Below are 26774 nucleotides of genomic sequence, written 5' to 3'. Positions count from 1 at the left end.
CCGGTACTCCCGTCACTGATACTCCCGCAGTCGGGGCCAGAACCCGATGAAGATTCCGGCAACTCCGAGAACTGCCAATACAGTCATGCCCGGTGCAGAGGCAGCCAACACACGTGAGGCGTACGAGACGTCGGACCGAAGATTTGTGCGCGAATCCACGATTCCTTGCCAGAGTTCGTGATCGAGCTTTCCGTATTCCGCGGCCGAATCCTGTTCTCCGGAGCCGATGGTGATGGCGGCAGCGGAAGTGAAGTCGCCGGTCCCGAGACGGTCGTACATGCGCGTGTGCGCAGCCACCCATTGCTCGCGCGAATCCAGTGCGGCGGTCAGCACCTCGTTGTTCACTCGGGCGCGTTCGTCGCTGCGTAGGCCCTCGAGGATGTCGCGCAGGGCGTCGACCTTGCGAGTGAACGTCACGTTGTCCTCGGCAGTTGAATCCCGTCTCGCCAACGTGAGGGTTTCGACGGTACGTGCCTGCTGTGCCATGATCCGGGCCTCGGTCAGTTCGTGCAGTGGCTCGGCGCCCGCGTCGAGTGCGCGTCCGGTGGCAAGTGCGGACACCAGTCCGACGGTGAGCAGCCACAGCAGCGCAGCCGCGACGGCGAGCGAGGCAAGGATCAACCCGAGATTGAAGCGTCGGCGACTCTTGCGGGAGAAGTACACCTGTGTTGCCACCAGCGCGCACAACACGAGGACGAATGCCACGATCGGCCACCACGGTGGAGTCTCGAAATCGCGCTGTACCTGCGAGACCAGGGTCTCCTGCGAGGCGTGCAGTTGCTGAGCCATCGGCAGCAGCGAGGTCTGCATCAACTGCGAGGCCTCGCTCAAATATGCTGCCCCGACCGGGTTTCCGACGCGATTGTTCGCCCGTGCAGTTTCGACCAGCCCGGTGTAGACGGAGAGGTCGGTCGAGATGGTGGTCAACGCGCTGTGCCCGGCAAGATCAGTCGAGTCGAGACCGGCCGACGCCTGGACGATCTCCGCCGACGCCTCACCGATCGACTGCGTGTATCGGTCGCGTACTTCGGCGGGTTCGAGGCCGCCGGAGATGAAGGCGGTGGCCGCGGCGGCGTCTGCCAAAGACAACGCGCTGTAGAGGTTCTGGGCCGAGTTGGCGAGAGGTTCGGTTTCGACGAGGAGGAGGTCGAGGTTCGCCTGTCGGTTCTCGATCGCTGCGGTGGCGAGGAGTCCGGCGATCAAGGTGATCGCAATCAAGATCACTCCGACGACGGTCAACCGGCCAGGCGTCGAGGACATGAATGCCTGGAGTTCGCGCCGCAGAAGTGCTCGCTCGTCCTCCGCCGATACCGAAGTGCCCTCGGAGGGCGGCAGCGACCGGGGTTCGATGGACGGGACGACACGGTCGACCATCGAGCACCTCACTTCGCTGTAGGCGGGCTACCGAGAAATGATGCCGCCGAGAAATGATTCAGGGCATCTTCGCGAGCATATAAGCATCACCTACACCTGGAGCAGTTTGAAACGGTTAGTGTGGGACAACGGCGAGAGCAGGCGGAGCGAGGTAGTCGATGCGTGGTGACGGTGACGGTTGGTCGATCGGACCGGACGGTACTCGGCATTGGGGTAAACACGGAGCCGCTGGACTGCTTCTGCGCGCCCCCGATTCGGACGGATCGCCCCTGGTCTTGCTGCAGCATCGTGCGGCGTGGAGCCATCAAGGTGGTACCTGGGCATTGCCCGGTGGAGCACGGGACTCACACGAAAGCACGACGCACGCCGCTGTCCGGGAGGCACACGAAGAAGCCGGAATCGCCGAAGACGCCGTTCGCGTCCGCGGTGAGGTAGTGACGATGCACGCGGAGAGCGGGTGGACCTACACCACCGTCGTGGCTGATGCGGCACATCCACTGTCGACGGTTGCCAACGGTGAGAGCACCGAGTTGCGGTGGGTGCGTGAAGCCGACGTCGATTCGCTGCCATTGCATCCGGGATTCGGTTCCTCGTGGCCCGAGCTCCGGACTGCGCCTGTACCAGCCGAGACCGAAGACCTACAGGCCGGCGACCCACACACCGTCGTACTCGAAGACGGTGGCTTCGGATGGTTGTCGGTCAGCTCGCACCAAGGCAGTTCCCACCAAGGCAGTTCCCACCAAGGCAGTGAGCAGTCAGGCAGTGACCAGAACCTGTCCGAGGCGTCGAGTACGCAGTCTTAACAGGGCATATACAGCAGAAGGGCCGGACTCCTCAGGAGTCCGGCCCTTCTGTGTTTCGGTCTCCCGACCGAAACGAGGCTCAGCTGAGCGAGTTCAGCGCCGTGATGAAGCTGACCGCGGTGATACCGAGCTTGAGCAGCTCGCTGATCTTGCCGAGGTTCAGGTCTTCGAGCGATTCGGTGCTGAGCGAGCCGGTGTCGAGGGATCCCATTTAGTGCTCCTAGGTTCAGTTAGTAACTGGAGGTAAACTACAACAAACCGAATGGGATGTGACACGCAATCGAAACAACTGTGATCAAGATCACGTAATCCGACTTTTCGGACATCCAATCGCACCTAGGAACTGGGGGTTTGTTGTCTGATCGGACAACTTCCGTTCATGTTTCGAGTCGGGCGTGCTGACCCGTAACTGTGTAGAAATCGCCCGGCAAACAGTTGACGGTCGCCAGTTACCGGTTTTCAGCGTCCAGCGACGGCCGCGGCGAGGCGCTGCGCAGCCGCCTGCGGATCCGACGCCTGCGTGATTGCACGCACGACGACGATGCGCGTGGCACCGGCATCGAGCAGCTCCGGCAGGCGTTCCTCGTCGATGCCGCCGATTGCGAACCAGGGGCGCGGCGGTGCGGCGTCGGCGGTCGATCGAACCAGTTCCAGACCGGACGCACTTCGATTCGGTTTGGTCGGTGTCGCCCAGACCGGCCCGGTGCAGAAGTAGTCGACGCCCTCTTCGATTGCGGCCAGACTCGCCTGCGCGCGACTACTCGTCGAACGCCCGATGACGACGTCTTCACCGACAACGGTTCGTGCGTAGGGGACGGGAATGTCGTTCTGCCCGAGGTGGAGGATGTCGGCACCGGAAGCCATCGCGAGATCCGCGCGATCGTTCACGGCCAACAATGCGCCGTGGCGTCGCGCTGCGGCCGCGAGAATGCCCAGTGCTACCAGTTCGTCCTTGGCCTCGAGCGGGCCGAACTCGCGCTCACCGGCAGAGCCCTTGTCACGCAATTGAATGATGTCGACTCCGCCGGACAATGCTGCCTCGGCGAACTGCGCGAGGTCGCCTTTCTCGCGGCGCGCGTCGGTGCACAGGTACAGCCGTGCTGCTGCCAGGCGCTCGCGCCGGTCGATGACGTTACTGGGATGTGTGGGGTGCACGGAGCAAACGGTAGCCTCTAGGGAGCAAGGTTCGACACGGGAGTCCTGAAACGTCGCCGTCACTTTTTGTCGTGACTGCGAGGTTCGTGGGGCTGAGAGGGGATCGCGACCAGATCCCGACCGTCAGACCTGACCCGGATCATGCCGGCGCAGGAAGTGGAGGTGGAGTTTCGTGAGTACACACGCTCGTACGGTGTCGGTTGTCGGTGGCGGTGTCATCGGTCTCGCCATTGCGTGGCGAGCAGCCCGCGACGGGTGGTCCGTTCGGTTGTACGACCCGTCCATTGGATCAGGTGCTTCGTGGGTGGCAGGCGGAATGCTCGCCCCGCTTTCCGAAGGCTGGCCGGGTGAAGAGACAGCGTTGACGGTTGGTGCAGCGTCCCTGGAACGGTGGCCGACGTTCGGTGAGGAGCTCGGAGAGTTCGGGCCATCGGTCTTCACCGCGGACAGTTCGCTGACGGTTGCACTCGATGCGGCCGACGCGCAGGACCTGCAGACCATCGCCGAGTGGGTGACCGCGCAGGGCCATGAACTCGAAGTTCTCGGTCGCGCCCGCATCCGCGAACTCGAACCGATGCTCGGCCGGGGCATCCGGTCGGGACTGATGGCTGTCGGTGAGTCCGCCGTCGACAACAGACTTCTGCTGGACGCGTTGCAGAAGGCCTGTGCGGAATCCGGCGTCGAATTGATCGCGCGTGCCGTCAACGACCTCGCCGAACTCGATACCGATCAGATCGTGCTCACCGCCGGTATCGCGTCACCCAAGCTGTGGCCCGGGTTACCGGTACGCCCGGTCAAGGGCGAAATCCTTCGCCTGCGGAGTAGGCCTGGAGTCACCCCGGCGCCCAGCCGCACCATCCGCGGAAGCGTCCACGGGCGGCCCGCCTACCTCGTCCCGCGCGGTGACGGAATCGTCGTCGGCGCAACACAATACGAGTCCGGTGAGGACACACAGGTCACGATGGCCGGAGTACGGGACCTGATCAACGACGCCGAGACACTGATGCCGGCGATCGGCGAATACGAACTGTACGAATGCGCGGCAGGCCTGCGTCCCATGACGCCGGACAACCTGCCCTTGATCGGGCGCGTGTCCGATCGTGTTGTCGTCTCCACCGGACACGGACGCAACGGTGTCCTGCTGACGCCCGTCACCGCCGATGCGACGGTCGCGTTGCTGAACGGCACATCTTTGGTCGAGGTAAAAGGAACCGAACCCGAGCGGTTCGCAGTAGTTAAGGAAAATTCATGAGTGAGCAGGTCCCGATCGGGATCACCGTCAACGGCGAAGATCTCGAGTTCGATCGAGCAGTCACGGTGACCGAGCTACTGACGCACCTCGAGTTGCCGAGCAAGGGTATCGCCGTCGCCGTCGACGGTGCGCTCTTTCCTCGCGGGCGTTGGGACGAATCCGTCGGACGTGGTTGGGAAATCGAGATCCTCACGGCGGTGCAGGGTGGCTGAGCAGGACCTTCTCACTATCGCTGGCCGCACCTTCGGTTCCCGGCTCATCACCGGAACAGGCGGCGCCGCCAACCTTGCGGTGCTCGAGGAAGCGCTTGTCGCCTCCGGCACCGAACTGACCACCGTCGCGATGCGGCGAGTCGACGCGGCCGGTGGCACGGGTGTTCTGGACCTGCTTCGTCGCCTCGGAATCGAACCGTTGCCGAACACCGCCGGGTGTCGGGGCGCCGCCGAAGCGGTCCTGACGGCGCAGTTGGCACGCGAAGCGCTCGAGACGAACTGGGTCAAACTCGAAGTCATCGCCGACGAGCGGACACTGCTGCCCGACGCAATCGAACTCGTCTCCGCCGCAGAACAATTGGTGGACGACGGATTTACCGTTCTGCCGTACACGACGGACGATCCGGTGCTGGCGCTTCGCCTCGAAGAGGTTGGTTGCGCTGCGGTCATGCCGCTCGGTTCACCCATCGGCACCGGGCTTGGTATCGCGAATCCGCACAACATCGAGATGATCGTCGAGCGCGCCGGCGTGCCCGTCATCCTCGACGCCGGGATCGGAACGGCCAGCGACGCCACCCTTGCCATGGAGTTGGGCTGCGACGCCGTCCTACTTGCGACAGCGGTGACGCGGGCCAAGAATCCCGCGCTGATGGCGTCGGCGATGCGTCACGCTGTCGTGGCTGGTTTCGAGGCGCGGCACGCCGGCCGGATCCCCAAGCGATTCTGGGCTCAAGCGTCGTCCTGAGGGACGAGATCCGGGTGATTTCTCGGGGTTCTGCCCGAATTGCCCGGACTCATGTCCTACCTGAGTACCACTCGGAACTAGACCTGTGGCCGATGTGCTGGTCATTGCCGGTAGGGCAGAGTTCTCCTCATGATTGAACTGAGGGGATTGACCAAGGTTTACGGACCGACGAAAGCGGTGGACGATTTGTCGTTCACGGTCAAGCCGGGCATCGTGACGGGCTTTCTGGGCCCGAACGGTGCCGGTAAGTCGACGACGATGCGGATGATCCTGGGTTTGGATCAGCCGACGTCGGGTGCGGCGTTGATCGACGGCAAGCCGTACCGGGAGTTGAAGACACCGTTGCGGACGGTGGGCGCGTTGTTGGATGCGAAGTGGGTGCATCCCAATCGCAGTGCGCGGGCGCATCTGCAGTGGATGGCTGCTTCGAACGGGATCCCGAAGTCCCGCGTCGACGAGGTGCTCGGGTTGGTCGGGTTGTCCGAGGTGGCGGGCAAGAAGGCCGGCGGGTTCTCGCTCGGTATGTCGCAGCGTCTCGGGTTGGCGGGTGCGTTGTTGGGCGATCCGAAGGTGCTGTTGTTCGACGAGCCGGTCAACGGTCTCGATCCGGAGGGCATCGTCTGGATTCGTAAGTTCATGCAGCGGTTGGCGGCCGAGGGCCGCACGGTGCTGGTGTCGAGTCACCTTCTCTCGGAGATGGCATTGACGGCGGAGCAGTTGGTGGTGATCGGCCGGGGTCGGTTGATTTCGGATTCGACGGTGGCGGAGTTCGTGGATCGCTCGTCGGAGTCGACGGTGCGCGTGCGCAGTCCTCAGCTCGATGCGTTGCGCAGTGTGTTGCTCTCGCAGGGGTTGACGGTGCGTGAGGACGGTTCCGGTGTTGCGCCGGCGTTGGTGGTCGTGGATTCGACGACTGATGTGATCGGTGGTTTGGCTGGTTCGCAGGGAATCGTGTTGTACGAGTTGGCGTCCCAGCAGGGGTCGCTCGAGGATGCGTTCATGAAGTTGACCGGAGACGATGTCCAGTATCACGCGTCCGGTATCGATCCGGGTGCTGGTGCACACCATGCAAATACGCAGCAGGCAAACACACAGCAGGCTATGGGAGGTGCACTGTAATGGCTGTTCTCAGTGCTGAACGTATCAAGATCACCACGACCAAGTCGCCGCTCTGGTGCTCGGTCATCATCGTCGTGCTCGCTCTCGGCTTCGCTGCCATCATGGGCGCGGTTGCCAAGTCGGCTTTGACGTCCTCCGATGTCCAGGGAGCACCGGACCTCGACACCGCCGTTGCCACGGCCGGCATCTCGGGTTTCGGAATCATGGTTCTCATGATCATGGCGGCCCTCGCGGTCACCAGTGAGTACCGCTTCGGGACCATCCGCACCACGTTCCAGGCAGTTCCGAACCGTGCCTCGGTTCTCATCGCCAAAGCCGGCCTCATCGGTGCCTTCGGCGCGGTGCTGACGTTTGTCCTCGCTTTCGGGTCCTATGCGGTGGCCAAAGCCATGGCCGGTACCGAGGCCAGCACGGGCCTGACCCTGTCGACCGGCGATGACTGGCGTGCGATTTACGGCATCCCGGTGTACGCCTTCCTCTGCGTGATTCTTGCTGTCGGCGTCGGATCGATCATCCGGCAGTCGGCGGGCGCTATTGCGTTGCTCCTGCTCTGGCCGCTGCTCATCGAGAGCCTGTTCGGACTGTTCGGCAGTGTCGGCGAGAAGATCACCCCGTTCCTGCCGTTCGCGAATGCAAACCACTTCCTCAGCCCTGGCGGCGGAAGCCTTGATTTCCACTGGGGACCCTGGGGCAGCCTGATCTACTTCGCGGCCTTCGTTCTGGTGATTTTCGGAGCAAGTATTGTCATCGTGAATCGTCGCGACGCCTGATCTTGTCGCTCCCTCGGTAGGTGTTGTCGGGAGACCTACCGAGAACGCGGAGTGACAGCAGAGTAGGGACCCAGTACGAAAAACCATTCGTACTGGGTCCCTTTCCTGTGCTCCGGCCGATATCCTCCGAAGATGAGACTCTTCGGTGTGGTTGTGGTCGCAATGGCTGGAGCACTCGTGGTCAGTGGATGCTCGTCGTCAGGAAGTGAAGCAGCCGTCCCGGCAGATCCGGTGGCATTCTCCGAGACCGTCACGGTCGACGCCGTGACCGGGCATCTGGAGCAACTCGAGAAGATCGCCGGTAACAACGACGGCAATCGATCGGCCGGAACCCCCGGCTACGACGCCAGTGTCGACTACGTGGCAAACCTGCTCGAAGACAAGGGCTTCGACGTCAGTACCCCGGAATTCGACTTCAGCTCCTTCGATCCCGGCACCGAATCCCTGAAAGCTACTGACGGCTCCGATGTTCCGGTGCGGGCGTTGACATATTCCCCCTCCACGGGACCGACCGGAATCACGGCACGCCTGGTGGTGATTCCCGCCGACGAGACACCAGGTTGCGAGGCCACCGACTACGACGGCCGCGACGTGAACGGTGCAATCGTGCTGGTCACCCGCGGAGTGTGCCCGTTCGGCGACAAGCAGAAGATCGCCGCTGACCGCGGCGCGGCAGCGTTGTTGGTTGCCAACAACGAGGACGCGATGCTGGGCGGGGCAACCTTGGGTGAACCCGAAGACGCCCGCATCCCGACCGGCGGGGTGAGCAAGGCGTCGGGCGAGGCTCTTGCCGTAGCGCCCGGAGACCTCACGCTGATTCTCGACACGTCGACGGAAACGACGAAGTCGCGCAACGTGATTGCACAGACCAAGACCGGCGCGACCGACAACGTGGTTGTCGTGGGCGCCCACCTGGACAGTGTGCCGGAAGGTCCCGGAATCAACGACAACGGAAGCGGCACCGCAGCCGTGCTGGAAACCGCGCTGCAGATGGGAAGCTCACCGAGCATCGAGAATGCCGTGCGTTTCGCTTTCTGGGGAGCGGAAGAAGTGGGATTGGTCGGCTCCACCCGTTACGTGGAAGGTCTGAGCGATCAGGAACGGGCCGACATCGCCCTGTATCTGAATTTCGACATGCTCGGTTCGCCCAATGCCGGATACCTGGCTTACGACGGTGACAACTCGGATGCGGTCGGGGAGGGGCCAGGGCCCGAGGGTTCGGCAGGCATCGAGCGCACCTTCGTCGATTTTCTCGCCGATCGGGGGATTGCGGCGGACGGAACGGACTTCGACGGGCGTTCCGACTACGGCCCGTTCATCGAGATCGGAATCCCGGCGGGCGGAGTGTTCAGCGGCGCGGACGAACGCAAGACGCCGGCTCAGGCCGAGAAGTGGGGTGGCGAAGCGGAGGAGACCTTTGACCCGAACTACCACAGTGCCCAGGACAACCTCGCGAACATCGATCGCGAAGCGCTCGCTGCCAACGCTTCTGCAGTAGCCTTCGGAGTTGCGACGTATGCCCAGGATTTGAGCGGGCCGAACGGCGTTCCCGTCGGCGATGCCCGGACACAGGCCAGAACCGAATGATCGACTGACCGAATGATCGACTGACCGAATGATCGACTGACCGAATGATCGACTGTGCGAGCGACCAGGAGGCCACTGTGCGAGAACGGCGGCAGCACACTGTCTGTAACTCTGAGTTACGCTTGAGTTATGGCTGATCTGTCCCCGGAGGGCACCGACACGACAGGTGCTCCTTCCTCCTCGGTTCGAGGCGTCGTCGACGTCGTCTTGAACTCTGCGGCAGAACTGAACCGTCGGCAGCAGCTCATCGACGCGCTACGACGGCTGAGGCGGGCACTACCCGGTGATCCCGGATTCGGAGACCCGCTCTCGCTGGCAGGTCCTGGCGGTGCTCGTGCCGTGGCTCGCGTCGCTGACAGATTGCTCGATCAGAAGCCGGCAGCCACTCGCGAAGTGAGCCTCGGAGCACTGCAGGTGTGGCAGGCGGCGCTGGAAAAGATGGGCCGCGGCCGCGGTGATCAAGAACTGACCATCGTCTTCACCGATCTGGTTGGCTTCTCCACCTGGTCGCTCGAAGCCGGTGACGGCGCCACGCTGACGCTCCTGCGTGCCGTGGCGCAGGCCGTGGAAACCCCGATCACCGACAACGGCGGACACGTCGTCAAACGGATGGGCGACGGTCTGATGGCCGTGTTCATTCGCCCGGATGCGGCTTTGAAGGCGGTGTTCACCGCGCAGGACGCACTCGCGGAAGTCGACCTCGACGGATACACCCCACGAATGCGCGTCGGCCTCCACACGGGTACTCCGCGCCAGATCGGCGACGACTGGCTCGGCGTCGACGTGACCATCGCCGCCCGGATGATGGGCTTGGGCGGCGACGGCAACGTCATGATGTCGGCGACAACTCTCGAGGAACTCGAAGCCGGCACCCTGGAGGATCTCGATCTCACGATCCGGCCATGGCGACGAGGGTTCTTCGCGACCACGCCCAACGGAGTTCCCGTCGACCTGGGAATCTGGCGCGTACGCCGGAACTAGCGCACTAGACCTGGAGCCGCCAGAGCGGGGACACCGGACCATGTCCCGCGCCGAGGTCGTACGACGCCTCGAGACACTTGGTCACCCACTCTTTGCCGAAGGCCACCGCGTCCGGAACGGAATAGCCATGTGCGAGAGCGCAAGTGATCGCAGCGGCCAGCGTGTCTCCGCCGCCGTGATCGTTGCCGGTGTCGATCCGGGCACTGCTGAATTCGAGGAAACGGTCTCCGTCGAACAACAGATCGGTGGACAACTCCGAAGTACGAAGGTGGCCGCCCTTGACGATGGACCATTGAGCGCCGAGCGCATGCAACGCTTCTGCCGCTTGGCGGGCGCTCTTGTCGTCGACGACCTCGATGCCGGTGATCAACCGAACCTCGTCGAGGTTCGGAGTGACCACCGTGGCAGCCGGGATCAAGGTGTTGCGGACCGCGTCGAGAGCTTCTTCGTGCAACAGCGGATCGCCATGCATCGACGCGCACACGGGGTCGACCACCAGCGGGATCGGTCGGTCGCGGCCGATCCCCACCTCGGCGGCAACTGCGGCTACCGCTTCGATGATCGTCGTCGAGGCCAGCATTCCCGTCTTCGCTGCGCCGACGCCGATGTCCGAGACCACGACGCGCACCTGGTCGGCGACGATCTCCGGCGGGATCTCGTGGAATCCGCTGACGCCCACCGAATTCTGGACCGTCACAGCGGCGACGGCCACACAGGCGTGTACTCCGCACATCGCCATCGTGCGGGAATCGGCTTGAATGCCGGCTCCGCCGCCGGAGTCGGTTCCGGCGATGGTCAATGCCCGAATCGGGGTCTGTCCGGCGGGGGTCAGGGGCAGCAGCTTCACGACGACGAGCCTACCGACCGGACCTGGGGAAACGGCAGCTCGGTCCGGATGGACTCGGTTTCCGGAATTTCCGCTTCCAGGATTTCCGCGTACTGACGTACGTCCGCCGAGATCCGCATCGAGCAGAACTTCGGCCCGCACATCGAGCAGAAATGTGCGGTCTTGGCGGGCTCGGCCGGTAGTGTCTCGTCGTGGAACTCCCTGGCGGTGTCCGGGTCGAGTGACAAAGCGAACTGGTCCAACCAGCGAAATTCGAAGCGCGCCTTGGACAGTGCGTCGTCGCGGGCCTGTGCATTCGGGTGCCCTTTTGCCAGGTCTGCTGCATGGGCAGCGATCTTGTAGGTGATCACACCGGTTTTCACGTCGTCTCGGTTGGGCAGGCCGAGGTGTTCCTTGGGTGTGACGTAACAGAGCATCGCCGTTCCCGCCCGTGCGATCATCGCCGCACCGATGGCGGAGGTGATGTGGTCGTACGCCGGCGCGATATCGGTAGCGAGCGGTCCGAGGGTGTAGAACGGTGCCTCGTCGCAGAGCTCTTCTTCCAGACGGACGTTTTCCTCGATCTTGTCCATGGGAACGTGTCCGGGGCCCTCGATCATGACCTGGACTCCTGCGGATTTCGCAATCTGCGTGAGTTCTCCCAGAGTGCGAAGCTCCGCGAATTGGGCGGCGTCGTTGGCGTCGGCGATCGATCCCGGTCGAAGGCCGTCACCGAGGGAGAACGTGACGTCGTATCGGCGCAAGATCTCGCACAGTTCGTCGAAGTGGGTGTAGAGGAACGATTCCTGCCTGTGGTGCATGCACCACGCGGCCATGATCGCGCCGCCGCGCGAGACGATTCCCGTGACGCGACCAGCAGTCAGAGCGATGTAACCGATTCGTACACCGGCGTGCACGGTCATGTAGTCGACGCCCTGCTCGCACTGCTCGATTACCGTGTCGCGGTAGATTTCCCATGTCAGAGCGGTGGGATCTCCGTTGACTTTCTCGAGTGCCTGGTAGATCGGTACCGTGCCGACCGGTACGGGTGAGTTGCGCAGAATCCATTCACGGGTCAGGTGGATGTCCTTGCCGGTGGACAGGTCCATGATGGTGTCGGCGCCCCAGCGGATCGCCCACACCATCTTTTCGACTTCCTCTGCAACAGAGGAGGTTACGGCCGAGTTCCCGATATTCGCGTTGATCTTGACGGCGAACTTCTTGCCGATGATCATCGGCTCCAGCTCGCCGTGGCGATGGTTCGCGGGAATTACCGCCCGCCCGCGAGCCACCTCGGAACGCACCAGTTCGGCTGAAACGCCCTCGCGTGCAGCGCAATAGCGCATCTCCGGGGTGATCACACCGTCTCGGGCGCATTCCAGTTGCGTCCGATTGCTTTCCGGGCGTTCCCAGGTGTCCCTGGTCGTCGGGAGCCCTGCATCGAGGTCGATGTCGGCGTCCGTGTCGGTGTAAGGACCTGACGTGTCGTACAGGTCCAGATGCTCACCATTGGTGAGAGTGACGCGTCGAAGTGGGATCCGGAGAGAATCCGATTCGACGTAGTGCTTGCTACTGCCCTCGATCGGGCCGGTTGTCACAGCGGTGTGGACAGTCGCGTGAACAGCCGTACGGACAGACTTCTCCTGCATGGTGCGCTCCCTACGCCGGCATTATCCGGTCAGGTTCATCCGGTCGACGGCCCTAGCCGTCCTCTCAGCCCGCTGGTGCGAGCCCCCGTGGTGGTTGTATGAAATTTGTGCCCGCTGTCACAGCGGCACCGGGCGACTCTATCTCAACCCCGAAAAAGCGTTTCACTGCGATTGCGGTGGAGTCGTTCCCGGTGCAAAAATTGGTCGAACCCGGGACAGCGTCGTCGGTAGCTGATTCTATGAGTGGCATGGATCACAGTTATGGAGAGCGTGCGAACGCAGCAGTCGCAGATCGCGCAGTTGCAGATCGTGCCGTGGAGGTCGCCGCAATGAACGACATCGAAAACTCGAGAACCGGAACCTCACCGGAAGTCACGCTCGTGGACAATCCGTCGCACGAACGATTCGAACTGCTCTCCGACGACGAGTTGGTCGGCATCCTCGGATACCGCGACGAGGACGAGATTTCGGGGAGCGGAGCCGAAGCGGGCGACGTGGTTGCGTACATGCATACCGTCGTCAAGGAGGAGTACGGCGGGCAGGGACTGGCAGCCGTACTCGTGCAGTTCGCGATGGACTGCGCCCGTGAACGTGAATGGTCGGTGCGGCCTGTGTGCACCTATGTTCAGCGGTACCTCGGCGAGCATCCCGAGTATCTGGAACTGCTCGTCGAGGACTAGCCGCCGGAGGTTGCAAACAGACGATCAGGCTCCGAGCTTTACAACTACCCGAGATTCACGATCACCGGAGCGTGATCGCTGGCGCCCTTGCCTTTTCGCTCGTTTCGATCGATCTCGGCCGCCTCGACGCGCGCTGCGAATGCCGGAGAGCCGAGGATGAAGTCGATTCGCATGCCCTGCTTCTTCGGGAAGCGAAGCTGCGTGTAGTCCCAGTACGTGTACACACCGGGGCCGGGGGTGTACGGGCGAACGACGTCCGCGAACCCGGACTCGGTGAAGGCGGTGAACGCAGCTCGTTCCGGCTCCGACGTGTGGGTCTTGCCCTCGAAGAAAGCGGGATCCCACACGTCGTCGTCCGTAGGAGCGACGTTCCAGTCACCGACCAGGGCGATCTGCGCGTCGGGATCCTGCTTGAGCCAGCCCTCCGCGTCGTCGCGCAGTTTGGCCAGCCAATCCAGCTTGTAGGCGTAATGCGGGTCTTCCAGCTCACGGCCGTTGGGGACGTACAGGCTCCACACCCGCACACCGCCACAGGTGGCACCGATCGCACGTGCCTCGCGGACCGGGTCTGCTTCGGGATCCTTGTCGAACCCGGGCTGATCCTCGAATCCGATCTGCACGTCGTCCAAGCCGACGCGGGAAGCGATGGCGACACCGTTCCACTGGCTCAACCCGACGTGGGCGACCTCGTAGCCGATTTCCTTGAAGCGTTCGTACGGAAACTGCTCGTCCTTGCACTTGGTTTCCTGCATTGCCAGGACGTCGACGTCGGATCGACCGAGCCAGTCGATGATCCTGTCGGTACGGGCACGGACGGAGTTGACGTTCCAAGTAGCGATGCGCACGAGGGCAAGCCTAGCGTCAGCCGCCGACAGGATCGGTGGCGTATCGGTAGCGGTGGTGTTCGACGAATCCGAGCCGCTCGTAGAGCGCGATCGCCGCGGAGTTCTCCGCCGAAACCTGGAGGTACGCGTGCGTCGCACCGTTCTGACGACCCCAGGAGAGTAGATCTCCGCAGATCAGCGACCCGATTCCGTGACGGCGGTGTTCAGGGGCGACGTGAATGCCGGTCAGTCCTACCCAGCGCTTGCCATCGGGTCCCTCGGTGAGCGCAGCGCGCCCGATGGCAAGCGTCGTGTCGGTGTTTCCGATCGCGCCGAAAGTTGCACTGCCCACGACAGCCGTGAGGACCGCCTCGACGTACGCCGGATCTCCGTGGGCGTCGTACGTCGACAGCCAGTTGTGGTCGGGGCGGTCGGCGAACGAGGTGACCGGAGGACCGAGCGGCAGCGTGACACTGCCCAGATCGGCGGCCATCACGATGGTTTCCTTCTCGCTGGTCCACCCGTCCGGAGCGGTGCCGAGTCGATCGGGGAGGAGCAGCAGGGTCGGCAGGCCGCGGTCACCGAACCACTGGCGTATCCGCTCGATGGTGCTCGCGTCGAAGCCGGCAACCGTCCCCGCACCACCGAGCGGCAAAGCCGAATTGGCGCGGCCGGTGAAGCCGTGACCGGCGCGCAGCAACCAACCGTCGATCCACGCCTGCTCGACCCCCGGCCACGCCGCCGCAGCAGCCGTTTCGAGGTTTCGAATCTCGCCGATGCGAATCGGACGGGCCGAGAGAGTCTTGAGTGCAATCACCTGATCGGCGGAGACCTGGACCAGCCGACCGTCGCCGCTGCGGACGGCGATGGGATCGGCACCCTCGAGGATGCCGATGACGTCGGTCATGGGATGCGAATAGCCGGGTGGGAGCTTGTATCGCAAAACCACCCGGCTACCGATCGAAATGTTGCCGTTCAGAGCGAAATTCTCAGTCTTCGTAATCGTCGTCGTCGTGACCGAACGGATCGTCGACGGTGCCCGGCGTCCAGGTCAGACCGGGCTTGCCCCAACCGGAACGCTTGATGATCTTCTTGGCGGCGCGCGCGTTGCGGCCGATCAGCACGTCCGTGTAGAGGAAACCGTCGAGATGCCCGGTCTCGTGCTGGAGCATCCGTGCGAAGAATCCGGTGCCCTCGACCTCGATCGGGTTGCCGTCGGCGTCGGTGCCGGTGACCTTCGCCCAATCGGCGCGGCCCGTCGGGAACTGCTCGCCGGGAACGGAAAGGCAACCCTCGAAGTCTTCTTCCGGGTCGGGCATCGTCTGGGGGATTTCGGACGTCTCGAGTACCGGGTTCACGACGACGCCGCGACGACGCTCGCTGCTGCGGTCGTCACCGGGGCAGTCGTAGACGAAGACTCGGAGTGAAACGCCGACCTGATTGGCCGCCAGACCGACGCCGTTGGCGGCGTCCATCGTCTCGTACATGTCTGCGATCAGTTCGGCGATCTCGGCCGGGGACTGAGTGACCGGCTCTGTCGCCTTGTGCAGTACCGGGTCGCCGACGATTCGGATGGGGAGGATAGCCATGCGGACAAGGATAGTGCGGCGCGCCCGCGTAGTTATCACGGCCCGCACACTCGATCATGGTTCAATGGTTGCTGAAGAACAGCGATGTAATTCGTTGCTCGGTCGGAACGTGGGCCGCGGGGGAAATTGTGAGTTACCTTCGGGCCAGGGGACCGGGAAACTCACGGCCGCGAGAATATCGGTCGGAAAAGAACACCGGGCATACGAGTCTCGCTGACGCCGAGCACAGCAGTCGAGGAGTGACATGGACGGCGCAACCGCGCGTAGTCGGAACCAGTCCGAAGGCACTGGCGCCGACGATTCGGTAGTAGATACAGCAGGCATGCACGAGGTGGGCGAAGACGGCCTCACCCGCCGGGAGCACGACATCCTCTCCTTCGAGCGCCAGTGGTGGAAGTACGCCGGTGCGAAGGAAGAAGCCATCAAGGAGTTGTTCGACATGTCGGCAACCCGCTACTACCAGGTTCTCAATGCCTTGGTCGATCGCCCCGAATCCTTGGCGGCTGATCCCATGCTGGTCAAGCGCCTGCGTCGTCTGCGTGCCAGCCGTCAGAAGGCCAGGGCCGCCCGTCGCCTCGGCTTCGAGGTCACCTGAATCACGCGTACATATGATCGGGCTGTCCACGCACTGGCGATAAGGTCGACATCGTGAGTACCCCGAAAGAGCAGCCGTCCGGACCTCCGCTTCGCGCAATCGCCATGGTGTTGATCGCGTTGGCGATCGTGTTCATCGGTCTCGGAGCAGCCTCACTGGGTGGATCGAGCGACGGTGGATCGGGCGACGAGAACACCGCAGCAGAGCAGACCGAATCCTCGGCGTCTGCCACGACGAGCGCCACCGCACCGGCATCTGCCACTTCCAAGCCGGCAGCGACGACGCAACCCGCTTCGGGCGATACCACCACTACGTCGCGTCCCTCGGGAACTGCGACGACCACGACTTCCAGCTCCGCGAGCGGCGTCGACACGTCGAATATCAGCGTTCGAGTTCTCAACAACAGCACCGTCTCGGGTCTGGCAGCAGGCACTGCCGAGGAATTGACGGCTGCAGGTTGGAACGTCGAGGAGACGGGTAACTACAGCGAGGGCACCGTCAGTACGACGACGGTGTACTACGGATCGTCCGCGGCGGAGAAGGCAGCGGCGCAGAAGATCGCAGCTGAACTCGGAGTCACCGCAGAACCTCGATTCGCCGGCATCGCGAACGCGTCACCTGGCGTGATCGTGATCGTGACCTCCAACTGACCGGTCGTGAAGGTGGAACTGACCCGTCGGTTCCAGCTACTACACGCGCCGTTATGATCAGAAGCACTTTCTCGCCACCTCAAAGGAGCGGTTCGATGGCCCCCAGCAGCACCCGGCGTATGTCCTGGCGCGTCGTTGCCCCTGTAGTCGCGATTGCCGCTTTCGGCTTGACCGCTTGCAGTAACAGCGAAGAGCCCAGCAGCGTCCCCGGCACGACTCCTCCGGTGTGGACCGGTGCAGCCGATCCCAGCGCGCACGAAAGCGCAGGCGGCCACGGTTCCGAGACGGCTCACGCCGGCGCTTCTGCCGAGACTGTCACCGCAACGCTGAACGGCACCGACGGCGCCAAGGTCGGAACGGTCACGTTCGCGCAGGAAGGTAGCGACGTCAAGGTCACCCTCGACGCCAAGGGCCTGACCCCCGGCTTCCACGGATTCCACGTTCACCAGGTCGCCAAGTGCGAGACCAATTCCGTAGCCCCCAGCGGCGGAGAGCCGGGTAACTTCCTCTCGGCAGGCGGACACTTCCAGGCCGAGGGTCACTCGGGCCACCCGGCGAGCGGTGACCTCACTTCGGTTCAGGTCCTCGAAGACGGCACCGCCACGCTGGTCACCACGACCGACGCGTTCACCGTCGACGAACTGGTCGCAAACGGTGGAACATCCGTCATGATCCACGCCGGTGCGGACAACTTCGGCAACATCCCGACGCGTTACGCGCCGGCACCGGATCAGCAGACCCTCGACACCGGTGACGCCGGCGGACGTGTCGCTTGCGGTGTCATCACCAAGAGCTGACAAACTCACCTGAGTTTTGCATCACTTCCGGCGACTACCACGCAGTAGCCAGCACGGTGTTTTTACCGACACTGTGATTGGATTCTCTGCGTGGTAGTTCCATTTCCAGGTTCGCCGCGCCCGACGCTGGGCGTGGAGTGGGAGATCGCGCTGGTCGATCGCAAGACCAGAGATCTCTCCAACACAGCAGCCGAGGTGTTTTCGGCGGTCGAAGAGCTTGCCGGCTCGGAAACCCCGCACATCACCAAGGAACTACTGCGAAATACCGTCGAACTCGTCACGGGTATTCACTCGACGGTCGGCGAGGCGATGAGTGATCTCGACAGGTCACTGGATCTGCTTCGCCGCGCTGCGAATCCGCTCGGCGTCGACCTCATCAGCGCGGGCACGCACCCGTTCGCGCAATGGTCGACGCAGCTGGTCACCCGGACACCCGACTACGACGAACTCATCGAACGCACGCAGTGGTGGGGTCGGCAGATGCTGATCTGGGGCGTGCACGTTCATGTGGGTGTCTCGTCCGCGGATCGCGTTTTCCCGATCATCAACGCACTGCTGCAGCGCTATCCGCACCTGTTGGCGCTGTCGGCGTCCTCGCCGATGTGGGCCGGTGTGGACACCGGCTATGCGTCCAATCGCGCGTTGATGTTCCAGCAGCTGCCCACCGCGGGCCTTCCGTACCAGTTCGAGAACTGGGCCGAATACGAGTCGTTCATCGACGACCAGATGAAGACCGGTGTGATCACCAAGATCGGTGGCATGCACTGGGACATCCGTCCCGCGCCGAAGTGGGGAACCATCGAGGTCCGGGTGTTCGACGGCGTCTCGACACGCGCTGAACTGGGTGCTCTCGTTGCTCTGGTCCACTGCCTCATCGTCGATCTGGACCGCAGACTGAGTGCCGGTGAGACTCTGCCGAACATGCAGCCGTGGCACGTCAAGGAAAACAAGTGGCGCGCAGCGAGATACGGACTGGACGCCGAGATCATCCTCGACTCCGACGCAAACGAGTGCCTCGTCACTGACGATCTGGATCGCCTGCTCGACGACTTGGCGCCGATAGCGGTCTCACTCGGCTGCGCGGACGAGTTGGCGTCGGTGGCGGACATTCCCCGTCGCGGTGCCTCCTACCAGCGTCAACGCCGTGTCGCGGAAGCGACGGGCGGCGATCTGGTTGCGGTAGTCGACGCATTGGTCGCGGAGTTGGGTACTTAGAGCACTCCGTGTTGCCGATGGTTTCGTAGGGTCGAAATACGGGCACACAGACCGATTGTCCAGTCTGCGTCCATATTCGGTTCACACGGCGTTTACTATTGTCCGGTGTTGATAGACAGTTGGTCCCAACGAGGGGGCGTACCCGGACAGTCGGATCGTTCGTGGTCGAGTTCTCATCGACTCCTTCTGATCGGCACAGCAGCATTGACCGTGCTGGTCCTGGGTGTGCAGGCGTTCGCGTCGTACAAGGGCTATCTCGGTCCGGTGGAAAGCCTGTTCGGCGACTACTTCCTCGTTCCTCGCTCGGCGACCATGCCCTGGGTGGGTCTCGCTCTCGCGCTGGTTGGACTGAACAACAAAGAACGCATCTACGCGGTATCCGCGGCAGTCGTGATCGACGTGGTCGTCGGGGCAATTCGCTGGTTCTCGGGTGGGCCGCTGACTATGGGCACCGGCGGCACCTGGGTACTGACGGCCATCGCGGTGTACGCGGTGTGGAAGTTGTCCGGCGAGCGTCGACTCAGCGTTCTGCACGGCGTCGCTCTCGGCGCGTTGCTCATCATCGCGGCCAAGGTTGCCGAGACGTGGCTGGAGATCACCATTCTCGTCGGCACCGACGTGTGGGACGAGTACGTGTTCCTCGCCGACCAGGCTCTCGGGAATCCGTCGTGGGTTATGGGCCAGATCGTCGACGCCATGGGCCCCGTCGGTGCAGCAGCCCTCGACTGGATCTACGTCGAACTGCCGGTCGCGGTGATCGTGGTTGCTCTCTATCAAGTACGTAAGGGATGGCCGTCGCATCACCTGCTGCGCACGTTCCTGCTCATCGGGCTGATCGGCCCGATCTTCTACGTCCTGTTCCCGGTGGTCGGCCCGGTGTTCGCCTTCGGTCCGCGTGGGTTCGGATTCCAGATCGGTGACTACTGGCCGAACATCGTGCCCAACTTCGACTTCGCATCACCGTCGTCGCTGCCGTTCGACGACGCCGCACCGCGAAACTGCATGCCGAGCCTGCACACCGCGTGGGCGGTCGCATTGTTCATCCACTCGCGCAGCGGACCGTGGTGGATTCGCAGCCTGGGATCGTTCTGGCTCGTTGCGACCCTGACCGCGACGCTCGGCTTCGGATTCCACTACGGCGTCGACCTCATTGCCGGTGCCGTCCTGTGCTTGACCCTCGATGCGGCGCTACGGGATCCGGAGCGAGGCTGGGGGTGGTTCCGAGTGCGTCTGTTGATCGGTGGCTCGGCACTACTCGCGGGGTTGTTGCTCTCGTACCGGTTCGCTGCGGTGCAGATGGCCGAGTACCCGGCGATCTTCGGGCCGCTGCTGATGGCTGTCCTGGTTCTCATGTCGGTCGCGTACTTCGCCACCTTCTTCGCCCGCCCCGGCACTGCACTTGCGGTGTGGGGCGAGCGCGACGGCGAGTGGGATGCCGCTACAGGAGAGAGTCCGGGTCTTCCAGCTCGTTGATCTTCATGAGGTCGTCCTCTTCGCGCTGTTCGCGGTAGGCGACTCGGCCGACGCTGTGCGCGATCACGGGCGCGGTCAGCAGCGTGAAGATGCCCACCAGGACCAACATCCAGATGTCGACGCTCCCACGAAGCAGGAACACGGCGCCCATCAGCACCAGGATCAGTCCGACCACCTGAGGTTTCGTGGCCGCGTGCATACGACGCAGGGTGTCGGGGAAGCGAACGATTCCCACCGCGGCGGTCAGCGCGAGCAGCGCGCCGAGGAAGATGGAGATGGCCCCGATCGTGTCGAGGATGTTGCCGATCACTGGTCACTCACCCGGAAGCGCGCGACGGACACGGAACCGATGAAGCCGACCAGTGCCAGCGCCACGATCGCGGGAACGATCGTGGTGTCTTTGCTGTACGCGGCCCAGACGGCGAGTCCACACATCGAGACCGCGATGATCGTGTCCAGAGCGACGAGGCGGTCGAGTGAGCTCGGACCGTCGAGCAATCGGAACGTGGTCAGTACGGCGGCGATCAGCAGAATCACTCCGGAAATGATCAAGATCGTGGTGATGAACCCGTTCATGGTTGGTCCTCCTGCCGGGGTGCATCGAATTCGTAGTCGCGCTGGTGCCATGGGCTGGGTTGCCAGTCCGAATCACGTTCGAACGACGCGATGAACAACCGCTCGAGATCCTCCACCGAGCGGTAGAACGCGCTGACGGCTTTCTGCGATCCGACGTCGAGCACGTGGACGTAGACGATGCGCCGGTTCTGGTCGATCTCGAGAACCATGGTGCCCGGGATCAGGTTCAGTACGTCGATGCACAGCGTGAGAACCAGGTCGGACTTGATCCCGAGTTGGTACCGCAGAACTCCGGTGACCGGCGGCGGCGACGGACGGATCGCCAGCCACGCGACCTGGATACTCGACTGGATCGCGTAGTACACGATCATCCACAGCAGGCGCAGAATCGACAGCAGATGTACCCGACCCTCTACCGGTACGCGAGGGAGGGGAAGCAGGACCATGATGATCAGGCCGACGGCGAGTCCCCCGAAGATGTTGCCGAAACTGATGTTGCCCCACAACAGGATCCATACGACCATCAGCCACAGCAGGATCCCGACGCGGAGTACCTGTTCGCGTTTCATCGCGGAGCCTCCTCGGTGTTCGGGGCGTCGGTGTTCGGGGCATCGGTACTGGGAGCTACAGCAGGGTCGTCTGCAGCGACGGGAGCTTCGTCGACCGGCACGGGTCGGTGGTTGCCGAGAACCGCGTCGATGTAGATGGACCGGTCTTGCAGATCCTTCGCCGCTCTGTCGCTGATGTCGATGATCCGGCCTGCGAACACCGTCAGTGCCAGGCCGACGATGACGAGTCCGACCGTCGGAATCAGCATGAAGACCGGAATCTTGCCGACGTCCTCGCGGTCGACGAACGCGATGTCCTCTTCGGACTCGTCGATCAGTGCTGACGGGCTGACGTCGGCGAGGTCACCTTCGGGCGCGTCGGCGCGGGCTCGCCAGAAGGCCTTGGTCCACACGCGGGCGACGGCGTAGAGCGTCAGCAAGCTGGTGATCGTGCCGCCGGCGACGAGGATCCAGGCCAGCGCGCTGGCGTCGGCCGCACCGGCCTGCAGGAGCGCGACCTTGCCGATGAAGCCCGAGAACGGCGGGATACCACCGAGATTCAGTGCCGGGATCAGGAAGACGATCGCGAGGATCGGGCTGGCGGCCGCCAGACCGCCGAGTCGGCGCAGCGACGACGACCCGGCTTGTCGTTCGATCAGACCCACGACGAGGAAGAGAGTCGTCTGCACGATGATGTGGTGGGCGACGTAGTAGATCGCGCCGGACAGCCCGGACGTCGTGGACAGTGCGATACCGAAGATCATGTAACCGATATGGCTGACCAGTGTGAACGAGAGCAGACGTTTGATGTCGCTCTGCGCGATGGCACCCATGATGCCGACCACCATCGTGAGCAGACCGCACACCATCAGTACGTTGTCGAGTTCTCCTTGCGGGAACAGCAACGAGTGCGCGCGGATGATCGCGTACACACCGACCTTGGTGAGCAACCCGGCGAAGACGGCGGTGATCGGTGCGGGCGCGGTCGGATACGAGTCCGGTAGCCACGCCGACAGCGGGAAGACCGCAGCCTTGATGCCGAACGCCACGAGCAGGACAGCGAAGATGGCGGTTCGTGTGCCCGGCGGAATGTTGTCGAAGCGCAGGGCCATGTCGGCCATGTTGAGGGTGCCGGTCGCCGCATAGGCGAAGGCGATGCCCGCCAGGAAGATCAGCGAAGACACCATCGAGACCATCACGTACGAGACACCGGCCCGAACGCGGTCGGCGCTGGCACCGAGCGTCAGGAGCACGAAACTCGCGGCGAGCAGAACCTCGAATCCGACGTACAGGTTGAAGAGGTCACCGGCGAGGAACGCGTTCGAGATACCGGCGGTCAATGCGAGATAGGTCGGCAGGAAGATCGAGACCGGCTGGGCCTCGCTGCCGTCGCGAATACCCTGACCGATCGCGTAGATCATGACGGCGAGCAACACCACCGACGAGACCACGAGCATCATCGCCGAGAGACGGTCGACGACGAGTGTGATGCCGATGGGGGAGTCCCAGCCGCCGACCTGAACGGCCGTCGTACCGTCGCGGTCGGCGAGGTAGAGCAGCAATCCAGACACCGCGACGACGCCGATGAGCGCGATCAGTGTGATGACACGCTGGAAACGCGGACGTCGGCCGACAACCAGCGTCGCAGCTGCGGCCAGCATCGGGATCAGGACGGGCAGGGGCGCAAGGGCTCCCATCAGGTTGTCCGAGATGGTCATGCGCCGCCACCTCCCTCGATCTTGGTCTGGCGAGCGTCTTTGCGCCGCTTCTCGGATTCCTTCTTACGAGCAAGGTCGGTGGCCCAGTCGGGTACCGGTTCGTCCTCGAAGTCGCCGTCGTGGAGGTCGTCGTAGCATTCGATGTCCTCGAGGTTGACCAGTTGTTCGAGGGGAATAGGGTTGCCGTCCTTGTCGAATGCGTCGCCGCCGATGCTCGGGGCACCGGTGACCGGGTCGTCGGAGCGGTCGTGGTCGGGAGCGTCGGCAGGCAGGCGACGCTTGAGGATCTTGGTGTCCTCGGGATCGTCCTCGACGGCGTCGGCGGTGTTGATCTTGTAAGACCGGTACGCCAGTGCCAGAACGAAGCCGGCGATACCCATCGTGATCACGATGGCCGTCAGGATCATGCCCTGGGCGAGCGGATCCGCTATCTCCTCGTGGACCGAATCTCGGCCGACGATGGGCGGATTCCCGTCCGATCCACCTACGGTCAGGATCAAGAGGTTGATGGCGTTACCGAATAGAAGTAGACCGAGGAGCATCCGGGTGATGCTTCGTTCGATCAGCAGGTAGACACCGGCCGACGTGAGGACGCCGATCAGGATCAGCATTCCGATATTTGCGCTCATGGTGCTTTCACCTCGATTTCTGCGTCGAGGCGGGCGCCGAGACTTCGGACTACGTCCAGGACCAGGCCGACCACGATGAGGTAGACGCCCAGGTCGAAGAACAGTGCGGTGACCAGTTTGACGTGGCCGATGAGTGGGAGCGTGAACTCGAAGACAGCCGACGAGAGTGCCGGAGCGCCGAGGAACAGCGACACCAGGGCGGTGCCCGCGGCCAGTGCCAAACCGAGGCCGAGAATCTTGCCCGCGTCGATGGGTACGGCTTCACCGAGCTCGTAGCGGCCACCGGCGAGGTAACGCAGCACGAGGGCGAGGCCCGCCGTCAGGCCTCCGGCGAAACCGCCGCCGGGGGCATTGTGACCGGAGAAGAAGAAGTAGATCGACAACACCATGATGGTCGGGAAGATCAACCTCGTGGTGACCTCGAGAACCAGCGAACGGTGTCGAGGATCGATGAGGTCTCCGCCGCGCAACCACGTCGTGTCCGAGTTGGCCGCTGCCTTGTCGACGATGACGGAGGGGGCGTCCGCGACTCGCGGCGCGATGCCGAAGCGGCGGTTGCGGAACACGAGGCTGGCGACGCCGGTTGCCGCGACCAGCAGGACCGAGATCTCACCGAGCGTGTCCCATGCGCGGATGTCGACGAGTAGGACGTTGACGACGTTCTTGCCGTTGCCCAGGTCGTAGGCCGCGTCGGGAAGCAGTTCGTAGATCGGACGGGTGTTTCTCGCATTGGTCGCGAAGGCCGCGATGGTGGTGACGGTGATACCGACCGCGACTGCGAGTGCCGCACGCGGCCACTTGAAGCCGATTGCCTTGCTCTCGTCGACCTCTGCGGGGAACTTCCGCAGTACCAGCACGAAGATCACGAGGGTCAAGGTTTCGACGAGGAACTGGGTCAGCGCGAGGTCGGGTGCGCCGTGCAGCGCGAACAACACGCCACAGCCGTAGCCGGTGAGTCCGACGAGGATGACGCTGGCGAGTCGGTTGCGCATCAGCGTCGCGGCGATGGCGGCCGAAATCATCATCAGCGCGATAGTGAACTGGATGGGTGAATCCCACATCCGAAGGTCGACTCCGCCGCCATCGGTGTCGATGATCAGCAGGAACAGTGGCACCACGACCAGCGTCGCAAGAATCGTCGACTGCGTGCGGGGGAGCGAACCACGCTGAGTGGCACCGGTCAGGCGCATCGAGATGGTGTCCATGCCGCGCAGGGTCGCGTCGTAGATACGGTCGGCGTTGCCGAGCGGCGGGTGCTCGAAGTGCAGGCGGCTGATCTGACGCTGCGCGATGTAGAGCGCGATGCCGCCGGCGATGACGATGCAGGTGAGCAGTAGCGGAGTGTTGAATCCGTGCCACAGCGCGAGGTGGTAATCGGCGTGCGGTCCGGGGGACAGCGTGGTGGAGTACGGCGTCAGCAGCTTCTCGAGTTGGGGCGAGAGAATGCCGGCGGCCAGACCGAGAACTGCGAGTAGGCCGGGCGCGAACAGGAACAGCCAACCCGGCTTGTGCATCTTGCTCACGGCCGGACTCGGCTTGCTCAAGGTCTTGCGTCCGAAGGCTCCCCAGATGAACCGGACGCTGTAGCCGACGGTCAGGATCGAGCCCAACACGATCACCGTGACGACGGCGATCGACGACCAGTGGCCTAGCGCGTTGGTTTCGAGAACTGATTCGAGTGCGGCTTCCTTGCCGACGAATCCGAGTAGCGGTGGTAGACCGGCCATGCTGGCGGCAGCGAGGCTCGCGATGATCGCGAGAGCGGGTGCCGCTTTACCCAGGTGAGCAAGTTTGCGCAGGTCACGGGTGCCGGTGGTGTGATCAATGATGCCAACGACCATGAAGAGTGCGGCCTTGAACATCGCGTGCGCCACGACCATCGTCATGCCGGCCAGGGCGGCGTCACGCGTGCCGATGCCGACCAGGACCATCATGAAGCCGAGTTGGCTGACGGTTCCGAAGGCGAGGACGAGTTTGAGGTCGTACGCGCGCATGGCTCGCCAACCGGCGAGGATCATCGACAGCAGACCCAAACTGATGATGGTGATGCGCCACGGCGGCGAATCGGCGTACCCGGGAGCCAGGCGTGCGACGAGGTAGATACCGGCCTTGACCATTGCGGCCGCGTGAAGATAACCGCTGACAGGGGTGGGCGCGGCCATCGCACCTGGCAGCCAGAAGTGCAGGGGCACGATTGCCGATTTGGAGAGCGCACCGATCAGGATCAAGACGATCGCGACGGACGGGAGCCACCCCGTCGGCGGGTTCGCGACCAGTTCGGACAGGTTGTAGCTGCCGCCGATCTGGCCGAGGATGATCATGCCGACCAACATCGCCAGACCACCGGCGGTGGTGACCAGCAGTGCCTGGGTCGCGGCGCGGCGACTGGTGGCGCGTTCGGCGTAGTGACCCACGAGCAGGAACGACAAGACGGTCGTCAGTTCCCAGAACACGTAGAGAAGCAGCATGTTGTCGCTGGTCACGAGTCCGAACATGGCACCCGCGAAGGCGACCATCTCGGCGGCGAAGATGCCGAGTCGAGGTTCGTCGTCGTTGAAGTAGCGGGCGCAGTAGATCAGGATCAGCGTGCCGACGCCCAGGACGAGCACGGCCATGATGGCGGAAAGCGCGTCGAATCTGAAGTCGATGTCCATCGACAGGCCGGGAACCCAGGTGATGTGCAGCGTCTCGACGGTGCCCCATTTGTCGATGACCCAGCCGAGGCCGGCGAGGGGGACTATCGCGAGGGGGAAGAAGCCGTTTCGCCCTAACCTGCGCACCACAAGCGGAGCCAAGAGGGCGGCAACGGCATGGGCAAGCAAGATAGCGAGCAAAAGGCACTCCGTCGTGTTGTCAGCGGGCGGCGGGGTGTCCGAACAAAATCGAACCTATCGGATTAACGAGACAATTCACCTAGTCGGAGAGGTTGTCTTTGCGTACATATTACCGGGCGTGGCAGTTTCGATGTGCAGCGAGTCGATTCGGACATCATCGGCACTCGCTGATA

General features: G+C 63.4%; 28 protein-coding genes and 1 riboswitch. Of the genes, 14 read left to right on the top strand and 14 right to left on the bottom strand.

The genetic code is table 11. The features are described from left to right. Positions 1-12: 12 nt before the first annotated feature. Positions 13-1374, bottom strand: coding sequence for a hypothetical protein (locus H351_RS24635; RefSeq protein ID WP_029254777.1), 1362 nt, complete (start codon positions 1372-1374; stop codon positions 13-15). 158 nt (positions 1375-1532) lie between these two features. On the opposite strand from H351_RS24635, the gene H351_RS24630 reads away from it, so the two are divergent. After that, the gene (locus H351_RS24630) at positions 1533-2177 is read left to right on the top strand and encodes an NUDIX hydrolase (RefSeq protein WP_029254778.1); all 645 of its coding nucleotides are present in this window, start codon (positions 1533-1535) and stop codon (positions 2175-2177) included. A gap of 79 nt (positions 2178-2256) precedes the next feature. Here the strand turns inward: H351_RS24630 and H351_RS32800 are convergent, their stop codons facing one another. Both H351_RS32800 and thiE read right to left on the bottom strand, forming a co-directional pair. After that, positions 2257-2388, bottom strand: a complete 132-nt coding sequence (locus H351_RS32800) for a hypothetical protein (protein WP_003944354.1) — start codon at positions 2386-2388, stop codon at positions 2257-2259. Positions 2389-2636: 248 nt separating this feature from the next. Continuing rightward, complete coding sequence (gene thiE / locus H351_RS24625) at positions 2637-3332, bottom strand: thiamine phosphate synthase (RefSeq protein WP_019749516.1); 696 nt, start codon at positions 3330-3332, stop codon at positions 2637-2639. Positions 3333-3358: 26 nt separating this feature from the next. Next, positions 3359-3505: riboswitch (TPP riboswitch) on the top strand. Here thiE and thiO point away from each other — a divergent pair. The 7 genes from thiO (at position 3505) to H351_RS24590 (ending at position 9998) form a co-directional block, all read left to right on the top strand. After that, entirely contained in the window at positions 3505-4584 is a 1080-nt protein-coding gene (thiO, locus tag H351_RS24620) for a glycine oxidase ThiO (protein ID WP_029254779.1), read from the top strand. It overlaps the preceding riboswitch by 1 nt. Then, complete coding sequence (thiS, locus tag H351_RS24615; RefSeq protein ID WP_003944402.1) at positions 4581-4796, top strand: sulfur carrier protein ThiS; 216 nt, start codon at positions 4581-4583, stop codon at positions 4794-4796. Before thiO ends, thiS begins: the two co-directional genes overlap by 4 nt. Then, entirely contained in the window at positions 4789-5541 is a 753-nt protein-coding gene (thiG, locus tag H351_RS24610) for a thiazole synthase (protein ID WP_020968851.1), read from the top strand. The genes thiS and thiG overlap by 8 nt, the downstream gene beginning before the upstream one ends. Before the next feature lie 129 nt (positions 5542-5670). After that, positions 5671-6660: an ABC transporter ATP-binding protein gene (locus tag H351_RS24605; RefSeq protein ID WP_020968852.1), complete on the top strand. Its 990-nt coding sequence runs from the start codon at positions 5671-5673 to the stop codon at positions 6658-6660. Continuing rightward, positions 6660-7430 (top strand): ABC transporter permease, encoded by a 771-nt coding sequence (locus tag H351_RS24600; protein ID WP_019744508.1) that lies wholly within the window; start codon positions 6660-6662, stop codon positions 7428-7430. The genes H351_RS24605 and H351_RS24600 overlap by 1 nt, the downstream gene beginning before the upstream one ends. A 132-nt stretch (positions 7431-7562) precedes the next feature. Then, positions 7563-9017, top strand: a complete 1455-nt coding sequence (locus H351_RS24595) for a M20/M25/M40 family metallo-hydrolase (RefSeq protein WP_029254781.1) — start codon at positions 7563-7565, stop codon at positions 9015-9017. Positions 9018-9146: 129 nt separating this feature from the next. Beyond that, positions 9147-9998, top strand: a complete 852-nt coding sequence (locus H351_RS24590; RefSeq protein ID WP_019744506.1) for an adenylate/guanylate cyclase domain-containing protein — start codon at positions 9147-9149, stop codon at positions 9996-9998. A gap of 4 nt (positions 9999-10002) precedes the next feature. Here the strand turns inward: H351_RS24590 and thiD are convergent, their stop codons facing one another. After that, positions 10003-10845 carry a bifunctional hydroxymethylpyrimidine kinase/phosphomethylpyrimidine kinase gene (gene thiD / locus H351_RS24585; RefSeq protein ID WP_003945044.1) on the bottom strand — a complete coding sequence of 281 codons (843 nt, stop codon included), beginning with the start codon at positions 10843-10845 and terminating at the stop codon, positions 10003-10005. Next, on the bottom strand, positions 10842-12473 hold the full coding sequence (gene thiC / locus H351_RS24580; RefSeq protein ID WP_019744505.1) for a phosphomethylpyrimidine synthase ThiC: 1632 nt from the start codon (positions 12471-12473) through the stop codon (positions 10842-10844). The genes thiD and thiC overlap by 4 nt, the downstream gene beginning before the upstream one ends. A gap of 248 nt (positions 12474-12721) precedes the next feature. Between thiC and H351_RS24575 the strand changes: the two genes are divergently transcribed. Continuing rightward, complete coding sequence (locus tag H351_RS24575) at positions 12722-13153, top strand: GNAT family N-acetyltransferase (protein WP_223257849.1); 432 nt, start codon at positions 12722-12724, stop codon at positions 13151-13153. Positions 13154-13197: 44 nt separating this feature from the next. Here H351_RS24575 and H351_RS24570 read toward each other — a convergent pair whose 3' ends face one another. The 3 genes from H351_RS24570 to H351_RS24560 are packed head-to-tail and all read right to left on the bottom strand — an operon-like array spanning position 13198 to position 15566. Continuing rightward, the gene (locus H351_RS24570; protein WP_003945060.1) at positions 13198-13998 is read right to left on the bottom strand and encodes an exodeoxyribonuclease III; all 801 of its coding nucleotides are present in this window, start codon (positions 13996-13998) and stop codon (positions 13198-13200) included. A gap of 16 nt (positions 13999-14014) precedes the next feature. Then, positions 14015-14956 (bottom strand): N-acetylglutamate synthase, CG3035 family, encoded by a 942-nt coding sequence (locus tag H351_RS24565; protein WP_420876503.1) that lies wholly within the window; start codon positions 14954-14956, stop codon positions 14015-14017. Between the two features lie 10 nt (positions 14957-14966). Then, a complete protein-coding gene (locus tag H351_RS24560; RefSeq protein WP_019744501.1) occupies positions 14967-15566 on the bottom strand; it encodes a peptide deformylase in 600 nt (199 codons plus the stop codon). A gap of 244 nt (positions 15567-15810) precedes the next feature. Between H351_RS24560 and H351_RS24555 the strand changes: the two genes are divergently transcribed. The 5 genes from H351_RS24555 (at position 15811) to H351_RS24535 (ending at position 20296) form a co-directional block, all read left to right on the top strand. Continuing rightward, positions 15811-16161, top strand: a complete 351-nt coding sequence (locus H351_RS24555; protein WP_007730120.1) for a DUF3263 domain-containing protein — start codon at positions 15811-15813, stop codon at positions 16159-16161. Between the two features lie 53 nt (positions 16162-16214). Continuing rightward, positions 16215-16811 carry a LytR C-terminal domain-containing protein gene (locus H351_RS24550; RefSeq protein ID WP_021333972.1) on the top strand — a complete coding sequence of 199 codons (597 nt, stop codon included), beginning with the start codon at positions 16215-16217 and terminating at the stop codon, positions 16809-16811. Between the two features lie 95 nt (positions 16812-16906). After that, a complete protein-coding gene (gene sodC / locus H351_RS24545; protein WP_020906693.1) occupies positions 16907-17608 on the top strand; it encodes a superoxide dismutase[Cu-Zn] in 702 nt (233 codons plus the stop codon). Positions 17609-17698: 90 nt separating this feature from the next. Continuing rightward, on the top strand, positions 17699-18823 hold the full coding sequence (locus H351_RS24540; protein WP_003945034.1) for a glutamate--cysteine ligase: 1125 nt from the start codon (positions 17699-17701) through the stop codon (positions 18821-18823). A gap of 105 nt (positions 18824-18928) precedes the next feature. After that, positions 18929-20296 (top strand): phosphatase PAP2 family protein, encoded by a 1368-nt coding sequence (locus tag H351_RS24535; protein ID WP_021333973.1) that lies wholly within the window; start codon positions 18929-18931, stop codon positions 20294-20296. Here H351_RS24535 and mnhG read toward each other — a convergent pair. Genes mnhG through H351_RS24505 form a run of 6 tightly spaced genes read right to left on the bottom strand, consistent with a single transcriptional unit; the run spans position 20262 to position 26601 of the window. Next, on the bottom strand, positions 20262-20606 hold the full coding sequence (mnhG, locus tag H351_RS24530) for a monovalent cation/H(+) antiporter subunit G (protein WP_003945045.1): 345 nt from the start codon (positions 20604-20606) through the stop codon (positions 20262-20264). The genes H351_RS24535 and mnhG overlap by 35 nt on opposite strands. Continuing rightward, complete coding sequence (locus tag H351_RS24525) at positions 20603-20872, bottom strand: monovalent cation/H+ antiporter complex subunit F (protein WP_003945061.1); 270 nt, start codon at positions 20870-20872, stop codon at positions 20603-20605. Before H351_RS24525 ends, mnhG begins: the two co-directional genes overlap by 4 nt. Further along, positions 20869-21441: a Na+/H+ antiporter subunit E gene (locus tag H351_RS24520; protein ID WP_003945063.1), complete on the bottom strand. Its 573-nt coding sequence runs from the start codon at positions 21439-21441 to the stop codon at positions 20869-20871. The genes H351_RS24525 and H351_RS24520 overlap by 4 nt, the downstream gene beginning before the upstream one ends. Beyond that, positions 21438-23138, bottom strand: a complete 1701-nt coding sequence (locus H351_RS24515) for a Na+/H+ antiporter subunit D (RefSeq protein ID WP_029254784.1) — start codon at positions 23136-23138, stop codon at positions 21438-21440. The genes H351_RS24520 and H351_RS24515 overlap by 4 nt, the downstream gene beginning before the upstream one ends. Further along, entirely contained in the window at positions 23135-23767 is a 633-nt protein-coding gene (locus tag H351_RS24510; RefSeq protein ID WP_019744495.1) for a Na(+)/H(+) antiporter subunit C, read from the bottom strand. The genes H351_RS24515 and H351_RS24510 overlap by 4 nt, the downstream gene beginning before the upstream one ends. Next, positions 23764-26601: a Na+/H+ antiporter subunit A gene (locus tag H351_RS24505; RefSeq protein WP_029254785.1), complete on the bottom strand. Its 2838-nt coding sequence runs from the start codon at positions 26599-26601 to the stop codon at positions 23764-23766. The genes H351_RS24510 and H351_RS24505 overlap by 4 nt, the downstream gene beginning before the upstream one ends. Positions 26602-26774: the final 173 nt, after the last annotated feature.

It is taken from the genome of Rhodococcus erythropolis R138, from assembly GCF_000696675.2.
GTDB classification, from domain to species: Bacteria; Actinomycetota; Actinomycetes; order Mycobacteriales; family Mycobacteriaceae; genus Rhodococcus_F; species Rhodococcus_F erythropolis.
This window is presented reverse-complemented; position numbering and strand designations above follow the sequence as displayed.